The 11,859-nt window shown below is 44.0% G+C and carries 12 protein-coding genes; 6 read left to right on the forward strand and 6 right to left on the reverse strand.

Annotated elements, in window-relative coordinates:
- Positions 1-31: 31 nt before the first annotated feature.
- The 6 genes from ACED25_RS08260 to pspF all read right to left on the reverse strand — a co-directional run bounded on the left by ACED25_RS08260 (position 32) and on the right by pspF (position 6,395).
- A complete protein-coding gene (locus ACED25_RS08260) occupies positions 32-814 on the reverse strand; it encodes an ATP-binding cassette domain-containing protein (RefSeq protein ID WP_009848782.1) in 783 nt (260 codons plus the stop codon).
- A complete protein-coding gene (locus tag ACED25_RS08265; protein WP_009848781.1) occupies positions 811-1,812 on the reverse strand; it encodes an oligopeptide/dipeptide ABC transporter ATP-binding protein in 1,002 nt (333 codons plus the stop codon). The genes ACED25_RS08260 and ACED25_RS08265 overlap by 4 nt, the downstream gene beginning before the upstream one ends.
- Positions 1,812-2,699, reverse strand: a complete 888-nt coding sequence (sapC, locus tag ACED25_RS08270; RefSeq protein WP_009848780.1) for a putrescine export ABC transporter permease SapC — start codon at positions 2,697-2,699, stop codon at positions 1,812-1,814. The genes ACED25_RS08265 and sapC overlap by 1 nt, the downstream gene beginning before the upstream one ends.
- Positions 2,686-3,648, reverse strand: a complete 963-nt coding sequence (locus tag ACED25_RS08275; protein ID WP_009848779.1) for an ABC transporter permease subunit — start codon at positions 3,646-3,648, stop codon at positions 2,686-2,688. Before ACED25_RS08275 ends, sapC begins: the two co-directional genes overlap by 14 nt.
- Positions 3,648-5,270, reverse strand: a complete 1,623-nt coding sequence (sapA, locus tag ACED25_RS08280) for an ABC transporter substrate-binding protein SapA (RefSeq protein WP_371695055.1) — start codon at positions 5,268-5,270, stop codon at positions 3,648-3,650. Before sapA ends, ACED25_RS08275 begins: the two co-directional genes overlap by 1 nt.
- A gap of 102 nt (positions 5,271-5,372) precedes the next feature.
- The gene (gene pspF, locus ACED25_RS08285; RefSeq protein WP_371695056.1) at positions 5,373-6,395 is read right to left on the reverse strand and encodes a phage shock protein operon transcriptional activator; all 1,023 of its coding nucleotides are present in this window, start codon (positions 6,393-6,395) and stop codon (positions 5,373-5,375) included.
- A 315-nt stretch (positions 6,396-6,710) separates the two neighbouring features.
- Between pspF and pspA the strand changes: the two genes are divergently transcribed.
- The 6 genes from pspA to ACED25_RS08315 form a co-directional block, all read left to right on the forward strand.
- Entirely contained in the window at positions 6,711-7,382 is a 672-nt protein-coding gene (gene pspA, locus ACED25_RS08290; RefSeq protein WP_010440091.1) for a phage shock protein PspA, read from the forward strand.
- Positions 7,383-7,397: 15 nt separating this feature from the next.
- Complete coding sequence (gene pspB / locus ACED25_RS08295) at positions 7,398-7,631, forward strand: envelope stress response membrane protein PspB (RefSeq protein ID WP_009848775.1); 234 nt, start codon at positions 7,398-7,400, stop codon at positions 7,629-7,631.
- Positions 7,624-8,010 carry an envelope stress response membrane protein PspC gene (gene pspC / locus ACED25_RS08300; RefSeq protein WP_032499058.1) on the forward strand — a complete coding sequence of 129 codons (387 nt, stop codon included), beginning with the start codon at positions 7,624-7,626 and terminating at the stop codon, positions 8,008-8,010. Before pspB ends, pspC begins: the two co-directional genes overlap by 8 nt.
- 157 nt (positions 8,011-8,167) lie before the next feature.
- Entirely contained in the window at positions 8,168-9,202 is a 1,035-nt protein-coding gene (locus tag ACED25_RS08305; protein ID WP_009848773.1) for an efflux RND transporter periplasmic adaptor subunit, read from the forward strand.
- A 1-nt stretch (position 9,203) separates the two neighbouring features.
- Positions 9,204-10,289, forward strand: a complete 1,086-nt coding sequence (locus ACED25_RS08310) for an efflux RND transporter periplasmic adaptor subunit (protein ID WP_371695057.1) — start codon at positions 9,204-9,206, stop codon at positions 10,287-10,289.
- On the forward strand, positions 10,282-11,859 hold a 1,578-nt coding region (locus tag ACED25_RS08315), incomplete at its 3' end, for an efflux RND transporter permease subunit (RefSeq protein ID WP_371695058.1). The genes ACED25_RS08310 and ACED25_RS08315, both read left to right, overlap by 8 nt.

Here is an 11,859-nt window from a genome sequence, read left to right on the forward strand (position 1 = left end):
TCCCCTTTGCGGAATATAGCGCGATCACCGATTAATGGCTTGGTGCTTTATAGAAGTGGCTCTCAACTAACCTTTGTGTGATTTGGTGAGTTGGGTTAGTCAGTACTTCATGTGTTTCGCCACTTTCAACCACATTGCCTTCGTGCATGACGATGATCTTATCTGTGATGTGTTTAACAATGCCGATGTGTTGGGAAACATAAACGAACGATACGCCCATCTCTTCTTGAAGTTCTAGGAACAGATTGATGATTTGCGAACGCATCGCCATATCCAAACCATTCAACGCTTCATCAGCAACAATGATGGAAGGCTGAAGTATCAAAGCGCGAGCCAAACAAACCCTCTGCTTCTGGCCTGCAGCAAGCATCTGAGGATAGAAGTAAGCATGTTCTGGTAGAAGCCCAACACGTAATAATGTGTCCTTTACGCGGCGCATGCGGGCTTCTGGTGGCATGTTGGTATTTCGCTTCAACGGTCCTTCAAGGATTCGACCAATCTGGATGCGTGGGTTTAGCGAGGTGTTCGGATCTTGGAAGATCATTCGAATCAGTTTACAGCGAGTTGAGTAGTCTTTGTGTTCTAGCTTTTCACCGTTCACTCGGATCTCACCTGCTGTTGGTTCCACCATACCCGCTAGCATTCTAGCTAATGTCGATTTCCCCGACCCATTCTGACCGATAAAACCAATAGTCTGTCCCGCTTCAAGGGAAAAGCTGACTGGCTTCACTGCCTGATGAATCTTTTTACGGAAAAGACCAGAGCGAGTCGTAAAGTCTTTAGATAAATCACTGACCTCTAATAATGCACTCATGATTTCTTTTTCTTCTCCATATTCAGAGGGAAATGACAGTTAAATTTGTGGGTCTTTATACGTTTAGTATGCGGGATCTCGACACACTGTCTTTGCGCGTATGGACAACGTGGTCCAAGTCGACAACCAATCGGAAGGTGCTGCAGCGGCGGAATTGACCCTGGTAAAGATTGCAGTTTTTCTTTATGGGGAATCCAGTCGTTAAAATCGGGCATCGCTTTTAGCAGTGCAACGGTGTAAGGATGCTTTGGTACATCCAACAGTTTTGTCGTATCTGCAGACTCAACGGACTGACCGCAGTACATCACGGTTATTCGTGTCGCCCATTGAGTGATAGTCGTTAAATCGTGCCCAATGAGGAGAATTGTCGTGTTATGAAGTTGATTCATTCGGCTCAATAAGCGCAATATTTGAGACTGCGTAATCGGGTCTAAATCGTTGGTTGGCTCATCGGCAATTAGCACTTTTGGCTTGGCAGCGATCGCCATGGCGATCATGACTTTTTGACACTCACCATCGGTCAACTCATAAGAATAACTGTCCATTAGGTGAGAGTGATTTTTGATCCCCACTTTATGCAGTAATGCTATTGCTTGCTTTTTTCGCCACTTAAACCGTTGCCACCATCGACCTTCAAATGAACGCGAAGGAATCGCCTCTATTAGCTGGCGTCCCACTTTTTCGGAAGGGTCAAGACATGTCGATGGTTCTTGGAAGATCATCGCGATATCGCGAGCGATCACACGGCGTCGTTCTTTGGGCGTCAGTTGTAGCAGGTCGATATTGCCAAGGCGCATTCGGTCGGCAGACACTTTCCAGTTTTCTTTGCAAACACCAACGATCGCTTTTGCAACCAAGCTCTTACCAGAACCTGATTCACCTACTAAGCCACGAATTTCTCCCTCATTGAGGGTAATACTCATTCGATCTACTGCTTTAACCATCCCTTGAGGGGTCTCAATCTCGATGGTTAGATGTCGAATATCAAGTAACGGCATTATTCGATTCCTGCATTTAGCGCTTGGCGAACACCTTCACCGACAAGGTTAATCACGATCACTGTAAACATAATGGCTAAGCCGGGTAGAGTTACTGTCCATGGCGCAAGGTAAATCAGCTCTACAGAATCACCCAAAATTGAGCCCCATTCGGTACTTGGTGCTTGAGCGCCAAGCCCTAAGAAACCCAAGGCCGTGATATCAAGAATGGCGACTGACAATGCCAGTGTAATTTCAAGTGCCACTACAGTAAGAATATTAGGAAGGATTGAATTCCATAACAGGTAGAAGTCATTCGCACCATCAAGGCGAGAAGCCAAAATATAGTCTTTTTCTACTTCTGCATGCACGGCAATGTATACCGAACGAATAAAGCGTGGAATCAATGCCAAACATAAGGCTAGCAAGATATTAAACTCGCCAAAGCCAAGAAATGCCACGAAGATAATCGCAAGTAGCAACGACGGAATAGACATTACCGTGTCAAGCAAGTGGTTTAGCGTACTTGATAGCAACCCACGAGTCATACCTGCAAGTACGCCAATCAGACAACCGATGACTGCTGCGATAAAGGTAATCACTACTGCGGCACCAAATGTCAGCTGAGAGCCAATAATCAGACGGGATAGAATATCTCGGCCTAAATCATCAGTGCCTAGAAAATACTCAACTGTTCCAGCCGGATCCCAAGAAGGAGGTGTTAGTAGGTGCCCCGTCTGCTCTTGAGCATCATGTGGTGCTAGCCATGGTGAAGTGATGGTGATCAAAATGATCAAGACCAAACACCATAGTCCAAACATTGCGAGATTATTGCCACGGAAGCTGCGCCAGAAACGCTCGAATTGGGTTGGAATCTGTTCTTCTTGGTAGACGTTATTTGTTAGCATACCATTCCTTCCTTACCAGAGGATTGACCATCGCGCCCAGTAGATCGGACAGTATATTCGCGGTCAAAACCAAGGTTGCTACCACAATTACACCAGCTTGAATTGAAACGTAATCTTGATTGGATAATGCATCCAGCAACCAGCGGCCAATACCTGGCCAGTTAAAGATAGACTCGGTGATGATAGCGAGCGTTAACATACTGGAGAGTTGAACGCCGACCTTAGGAATAATCGGTGGTATTGCATTTCTTAATACGTGTTGAGTGACGATCTCTCTTGTTGAAAGACCTTTGATTCGTGCGGCACGGATGTAGTTTTGAGCCATCACTTCAGCCACTGACGCTCTCATTAGTCGGATAACCTGGGTTGTTGGAGCGAGCGCCAAAACAAGACAAGGTAACGCCATATGGTCTATTACGCTCTGTAGGGCGTGTGCTCGATAGTTACCTTCGGCAAAGAACGCATCAATCATTGCAAAGCCAGTCACGTGTTCAATTTCGTAAAGTAGATCGTATCGTCCCCCAACAGGGAACATCTCGAAGTGCAGTGAAAACACCATGATCATTAGCAATGCGACCCAAAATATAGGTGCCGAGTAACCTGCCATTGAAGTAAACGATATGGTGGTATCAACAAATTTTCCTTGTCTCATACCGGCAATTGTGCCGAAAGGGATGCCGATAAACAGTGCGAGTAAAAAAGCAAAGAAGCACAATTCTAACGTCGCAGGGAATACCACGACAAGCTCTTCGATGATAGGAACACCGTGTTTGCTCAGGCCGAAATTCAGCGTCGATAATTCGGTGACATAGCTAAGCCAGCCGGGCCAAAAATCTTGAATTGCCCAAGGTGAGGTTTGGTCTAATCGAAGTAGAGCAAAGCCCACTAAAGTCAGAATTCCAAGTGTAATAATGAATAAGTTTACACGTCTTAATGTATACCAAAACATCAGTTCACCTCCCTTCTGACTTGATCAAAAGGTTGAGCATTAAAAGGACTGCGTTTAAAACCTGTTAGCGAACGATCGTGCACACGGAATTGCACGCCATGAGCGAGAGGTATCACAGGAACTTCTTCATTAAGAATGTTTTGGGCTTGTCGATACAAGTTCACGCGATGCCTTTGTTGATTAATCTCTAATGCCAAGTCGAGAAGGAAATCAAAGTCTGAGTTGCACCACATAGAGACGTTTAATCCCGCGCGTTCCGAACTACATGATAGAAGTGGACGCAAGAAGTTGTCTGGGTCGCCCGTACTGCCAATCCAACCTGTGAGTAACAAATCTGTTGAGGAAATTGAAGACAGCTGTGTTCGGTCAAATCGGTCGTCGGTATAGAGTTTCAATTCAATACCAATATCAGCCAAGTTTGCTTGGATCAGTTCTGCCGTTTTTCTTGGACTTGGATTGTATGCGCGTGGCTCTAGTGGCACCCACATTGAAAGCTCTAACCCTGGTTCTACACCGGCCTCTCTAAGAAGTGCGATCGCATAGTTTCGATCATAGCGAACTTGAACGCTGTCTTTTTGATAAGCCCAAGAAGTAGGGGGAAGTAACGTGTAGGCTTTTGTACCTGTACCGTAGTACACAGAATCAAGAATGTTCTGACGGTTAATAGCCAAGTTCAATGCTTTACGTACTCGTGAGTCACGCAATGCCGGGTGTTCTGTGTTTAGCGCGATGAAAGAGACGTTTACTGCAGGTGTGGCAGAAATCTTCAACTCTTCATGAGCTTGAATAATAGGGATCTGGCTAGAAATTGGTGAGTTCAACACGTCACACTCACTGCGGAGAAGCTTGGCAAGTGTGCCTGTACCGCGTTGTGAAGTATCAAATACGACTTGGTCCATTTGTACTTCACCCTTCCAGTAATGCTTGTTCTTTTTCAAGCGTACAAGATCATTAATTTGATATTCATCCAAGTAGAAAGGGCCTGTGCCTACGGGCTTGGAGTCTATTTCATTTTTTTCATCTGTGGTAATCAGCTTGTTGGCATACTCTTTGGAGTGGATAACCGCATAACTGGTGGCGATATTGTTAAGAAATGAATTATCTGGGCGACTTAACTGGAACTTCACCGTTAGGTCATCCACCGCTGTGATTTCAACAATCAGGTTTTGAAAGTCGATGCCAGCGAACCATGGATATAAACCGCCACCCACATAATGGAATGGGTTTGAACTATCAATAATTCGTTCAAAACTAAAGACCACATCCTGTGCATTCATGGTGCGGGTTGGGGCAAACCAATCTGTGGTTTGAAACGCAACATTTGGGCGCAGTTTGAAAGTGTACTCTGTACCTGATTTATCGACAGACCAGCTTGTTGCCAAGTTCTGTTTTGGTCGGTAAGTCATAGGATCAAGAGTGAGCAGGGTATCGAAAATTTGAGGGCTCAGCGATTCTGAGGTAATGCCACTATCAACCAATTGTGGATTGAAGGTACTAGGATTACCTTGGCCGCAATAAATGAAGCCTTTTTCACGGATTTGCTCGTGAGTGACACTTTCACCACATCCAGCTAAAAAGCCAAGCGTGCAGATGCTAAGTGATAGTCTTATTAGTGCTTTCATAAAAAGAAATACTTTTCGAAACGAGGCGTTAGAGGAGCCTCAAGATCCCGATAATTTAACATTTTATTTATTCGGCTCCAAATAATAATCAAGTGTGGACAGCTATTTATCGTTAGCTTGTCCTACAATCGCGTACTTCCTCACCATTCCACGTAATTGGTTGTAGGTTAACCCAAGTAATTCTGCTGCTTGTTTCTGGTTATACTTGCTCTGTTTTAGAGCTTGATTGAGTAATTTAATGTCTTGCTGTTCTTGCCATGCTTTGTAATCAAGCGGCAAAGAAAATGAGTGCTCTAATGGAGTATGGCTGTTGGACAGATCATTGCCAGTTTCGTGCGTGGAATGTTGATCTATTTTCCATGTTGGTTTGAAGGGGTTAAACACCAAAGATTCAATAGGATATGGATCTTTACCGTGCTGGTAGATAGCTCGTTCAACGACGTTTTTGAGTTCTCTCACATTTCCCGGCCAAGAATAATCCAATAGTGCCTCAACAGCAGATGGCGCAAAACCGACAAACAGCTCCAATTCTAATTCTCGACACATCTTAATGGCGTAGTATTCTGCTAGTAGCGTGATGTCTTCTTTTCTTTCGCGAAGAGGTGGGATAGTAATGACATCAAACGCCAGTCTATCTAATAAATCGGGTCTGAATTCGTCTTTTAACGCCATGTCTGGTAAGTCAGCATTGGTGGCACACACCAGTCTTACATTGGCACTTAGCGCCTTTTGTCCGCCAACACGCTCATATTGCCCGTATTCAATAACACGCAATAGCTTCTCTTGAACGGCAAGGGGGGTGGTCGCTAGTTCATCTAAGAACAGAGTTCCACCTTCAGCCCTTTCAAAACGACCTTGATGACGACCTTTTGAACCGGTAAAAGAACCTGATTCATGACCAAACAACTCTGAATCAATCAACCCTTCGCTAAGGGTTGAGCAGTTCAGTGAGATCAATGGCTGGTCCCAGCGCCTTGAAAGGTAATGCAGCCTTTGAGCGATTAACTCTTTACCTGTACCACGCTCCCCGATGATCAGAATCGGTCTTTCGATTGGTGCGAGTTGAGACACTTTATCCAAAACAGAGAGAAAACTAGGGGATTCACCAATGAGATTCTGCTGCATAATGGGTCCTTGTATGATCTGATTTCCAATGGGCAAGATATAGAGAGCTTTATTTACATCACTTGATGTAAATAGCATTAATCACAAAGCTGTAGTGGTGAAAAATACCAATACTTGGCTAAATTCATCATAGCATGGTTCGGGTTAATCACCATTTTATTGTAAGTATTTGATAAACAATGGCTTAAAAGTTGGCACGCTACTTGGATTACTTATGGTAGGTTTAACAACAGACGTAGATTTTTGAGCAAGTGGATTGAGAAATCGAAAACGATTTAAAACCTATTTGCCATTATTGCAATTAAGGAGTTTCTTATGGGTATTTTTTCTCGCTTTGCAGACATTGTAAATTCAAACATCAGTGCACTATTAGATAAGGCTGAAGATCCTGAAAAGATGATTCGCCTCATTATTCAAGAAATGGAAGACACGCTGGTTGAGGTTCGTACTAACTCAGCAAAAGCCATTGCAGACAAGAAAGAGCTAGCACGTAAAGTTGAAGCTATCGAAACTCAGATTCTAGATTGGCAGAATAAAGCGACATTAGCCCTGACTAAACAACGTGAAGATCTGGCTAGAGCGGCGCTAATCGAAAAGCAAAAACTTGAAGATATCATCAAGAGCCTTCATACCGAACAAACCTTGGTTCATGAAACCATCGAAAAACTAACCAGTGAGATCGGTAAGCTTGAAACCAAAATCGCCGAGACACGTGCAAAACAGCAAGCACTAATGATTCGTAATAACGCAGCAAGCAATCGTCGCGATGTTCAAAAACATCTGCATTCAAGCAAAACCAACGAAGCAATGGCGAAGTTTGAGCAATTCTCACGTAAAGTGGATGAATTAGAAGCTGAAGCTGACGTTTACGCAAAAACCGGTAACGCAAAATCTTTAGACCAAGAGTTTGCAGAGCTACAAGCTCAAGACGAGATTGAAAAAGAGCTGGCGAAACTGAAGCAACAAGTTGAAAACCGCGATAAATAATTTTAGGAGTTGTCTATGTCAACATTTCTAATTGCAGGTCCACTGATTGTCTTTTTGATCTTCGTGGCACCGCTATGGTTATTCTTACACTACCGCAGCAAGAAGAAATCCAGCAATGGTCTTTCAGAAACGGATCTTCAGCGTCTGCATAAGCTTTCTGAGCAAGCTGAGTCGATGCAAGACCGAGTGAAAACGTTAGAAAAAATACTGGATGCGGAGTCACCTAACTGGAGACGGAACTATGAGTAGAGAACTGTATCGCGATCCGATTAACGGTAAATTGTCTGGCGTGTGTGCCGGATTAGCGAACTATTTTGGCCTTGAAGTTTGGTTGGTTCGTATCTTAGTGATCTCAGCCGCACTACTAGGTGGTAGCTTTCTGGTGTTATTAGCGTATTTAGCTTTGACATTTATGCTTGAAAAACAACCACCTCAATATGTCGATCAGATGAAAGCTAAACAAGAGCACACACTCAAGCAAAAACCCTGGGAAAAAGGGCAAACAGCAGAGTCTTTGTTGGGCACTTTAGAGGGTGATTTCCAGACGTTAGAGACCAGTGTACGCAATATGGAAGCTTATGTGACTTCGGACACTTTTAAAGTCGACCGTGCATTTAAGAACATGTAGTGGTTAAGCCTTAAAAAGATTAGATAACGGTTTAGGAAAATTTATCCCAAGCCGTTATTTTTTTTAATAATTTTGTCTAAATAAATCTTACGATAACTGGTAAGTTACATGTGATTAATCTATGTTAATAAAATATTTATAGATATGGATGATCGCAATGTACAAAGCCTCCCTAGTCCTATTGGTGACCTTATCCGGGTTATCTGGGTGTGGTAAGGAGCTCCCTCCGGTTCCAGAACCCGAATCACGACCAGCCAAACTCTTCACCGTCTCGGTCGGTAACAATGCCTTCGAACGAAATTTTCCTGCGACTACTGAAGCGGGCGATAAAGCCGTATTGGCATTTCGAGTCCCCGGTTTACTAAAAACGATCGATGTCACTGCGGGGCAACAGGTCTCCAAAGGTGATGCATTGGCAACGCTTAATCCTGATGAGTATCAGTTGCTAGAAAAGCAGGCAAGAGCTAACTTCAAACTTGCCGATGTGCAATACCAACGTTCCATCAAGCTACGTAAGGATAGAGTGGTTTCTGAGCAAGATTTTGACCAAGCGAAAGCAAATCATAACTCTGCGAGAGCGGTTTTAAATCAAGCAAAAGCTAATCTTCGCTACACCACACTTGTTGCGCCTTATGAGGGTACTATTTCTATTATTCCTGCTGAAAACCACGAATACATCGCGGCTAAGCAAGGTGTAATGAATATCCAAACAAATCAGATCCTCAAAGTTGTCTTCTTATTGCCTGATCAATTAATTGCACGCTTTTCTGCAGGGTTTGAGACAGACGCAACTATGGTATTCGATGCCTTCCCTGAACATTCTTATGTCCTCACCTTTCAAGAAGTCGATACCGAAGCCGATCCTAAAACCGGTTCATACAAGGTCACTATGGTAATGGAGAGACCGACTGATATAGGCATCCTGCCGGGTATGTCTGGCACGGTTAACCTTGTTTCTTCACAAGCAGCGGCGACAAAAATTCCAACCTCAGCAATGATGACCAATGGAGATGATGTATCAGTATGGCGCGTTAACAACGATGGTATCGTCGAAGAAGTCGCGATAGTCATTGATGAAAAACGTCATATTATTTCGGGTCTTAACGACGGAGATCGCGTTGTGACCTCGGGCGTTAATGGATTAGAAACTGGTGTCAAAGTTCGTGAGTGGATCAAGGAAAGGGGGCTCTAACATGAAGACAGTATCAAAAGCCATCGGCCTATCATGTTTGGCGTTGTTGACAGCCTGTAAAGACAAAGGTGTCACTGAAGTCGAAAAGCTTCCTCTTGTTAAAGCCATTGAAATCTCCGTCTTAGACTTTAACGATAAACTCTATTTTCCAGCAGTGGCTAATGCTGCTGAGAAAGCGCACCTAAGTTTCCGTGTCGCTGGTGAGATTTTTAAACTTGATGTCAAAGAAGGTGAACAAGTTAAAAAGGGTGATGTTCTTGCCGAGTTAGATCCAACAGATTATCAGTTGGACGTTGATAACGCTCAAGCTAGATACACAGTGATTAACAGCCAATACAGACGTTCAAGTCCGTTGGTCAAAAAGGGGTTATTGGCTAAGTCTCAATTCGATGAGATTGCCGCTCAGCGTCAAATCGCTTATGCCGAGTTAGAATTGGCAAAACTGCGTTTGTCATTTACCAAGCTTCGCGCACCGGTTGATGGAATTATCTCTCGTGTCAGTGTTGACCAATACGAAAATATTCAGGTTGGCCAACAGATTGTGAATATTCACAGTGTTGAGGATGTTGAAGTTGTTATCCAATTGCCTGACCAAATCTATGTAAATCAACCAAATGAAGCGACTATCTCGAATATTGAGGCAGTAGTTAGAGTTCCAAGTGGGAATGAATACAGTGCGGGGATAAAAGAGTTTACGACTGAACCCGATCCAAGCACAGGTACATTTACCGTCACGCTTGCTTTACCTATGCCAGAAGATGATTTGATTCTTGACGGTATGGCCGTTGAGGTCACGTCAAATGGGCGTGATATCGGGTTGAAATTAAAAGCCGGCGTACTTATTCCTATTGAGGCTGTGTTCAATGCCGATGGGGATGAGTTAACTCGTCAAAACTCTTACGTGTGGATTCTTAATGACGACAATACAGTATCTAAACAGCAAGTCGTATTAGGCAAAGCGAATCAGAAAACATTGCAGATAATCAAAGGATTAGAAATGGGGCAGCATGTCGTTGTTGCAGGCGTATCGCGATTGCGAGATGGGATGACAGTGGAAGTATTGTCTCAGGAGACGAACAATGAGTGAAGTCAATAACAAGCCCCAAAGTGATGATCAACAGGGTGATGACCAAATCACTGGAGTGGCGGCTTATTTTATACGAAATAAGGTCATTAGCTGGATGCTATCACTGATCTTTCTTATTGGTGGTGTGTCTGCATTCTTTGGTTTGGGCCGTTTAGAAGATCCTGCCTTTACCATCAAAGATGCCATGGTAGTGACCTCTTATCCGGGAGCGACGCCTCAGCAAGTGGAAGAGGAAGTGACTTACCCATTAGAGAAAGCGATTCAACAGCTTACCTATGTTGATGAAGTTAACTCTATCTCTAGTCGTGGCCTGTCTCAGGTTACGGTAACGATGAAGAATAATTACGGCCCTGATGATCTTCCACAAATTTGGGATGAACTTCGACGTAAAGTGAATGATTTGAAAGGTCAACTTCCACCCGGGGTAAATGACCCTCAAGTCATAGACGATTTTGGTGATGTTTACGGTATTTTGCTTGCCGTAACGGGGGACGGTTACAGTTACAAAGAGTTACTTGATTACATTGATTACCTAAGGCGAGAGCTAGAACTTGTTGATGGGGTCAGTAAAGTCTCGGTATCCGGCCAACAGCAAGAGCAAGTGTTCATTGAGATATCGATGAAACGGATCAGCTCTCTGGGTTTGTCTCCAAATACTGTATTTAACCTTTTATCCACTCAAAATATTGTTTCAAGTGCAGGTGCTGTAAGGATTGGTGACGAGTACATTCGAATCCATCCAACAGGAGAGTTCCAGAATGTTGAACAGCTCGGTGATTTGATTCTTACGGAAGGTGGCGCTCAAGGGCTTATCTATCTAAAAGATGTGGCGAATGTAACTCGTGGTTATGTTGAAGTGCCTACTAACATCATTGGCTATAACGGGAAGCTCGCACTTAACCTTGGTGTTTCTTTTGCACAAGGCGTGAACGTGGTCGCAGTGGGTGAAGCCTTTGATCGAAGGCTCGCCGAGCTGAAATACCAACAGCCCGTAGGTATTGACATATCTGAGGTTTATAACCAACCCAAAGAAGTCGATAAGTCAGTTAGTGGATTTGTAGTGAGTTTAGGACAAGCGGTTGCGATCGTAATCGTAGTGTTGCTGTTCTTCATGGGATTACGATCGGGTTTGTTGATTGGTTTGATACTGCTATTGACCGTTTTCGGTACCTTCATTTTCATGCAGTACTTCAAAATCGATCTTCAACGTATTTCATTGGGCGCGTTGGTTATCGCGCTGGGGATGCTGGTGGATAATGCCATTGTGGTGGTGGAAGGGATATTGATCGGCACGCAGAAGGGGCGAACCCGAATGCAGGCCGCCACAGATATTGTGACCCAAACCAAATGGCCACTGCTTGGTGCAACGGTTATTGCGGTCACCGCTTTTGCCCCAATCGGTTTGTCTGAAGACTCAACGGGCGAATATTGTGGAACCTTGTTCACGGTTCTACTTATCTCCTTGATGCTGAGTTGGTTTACGGCCATCTCACTCACGCCATTCTTTGCCGATATGTTCTTCAAAGGCCAGAAAGTCGATCCAGATAGTGAAGGTAAAGACCCATACAAC

It is taken from the genome of Vibrio sp. 1F263 (genome assembly GCF_041439035.1).
In the GTDB taxonomy this organism is placed as follows: Bacteria; Pseudomonadota; Gammaproteobacteria; order Enterobacterales; family Vibrionaceae; genus Vibrio; species Vibrio tasmaniensis_A.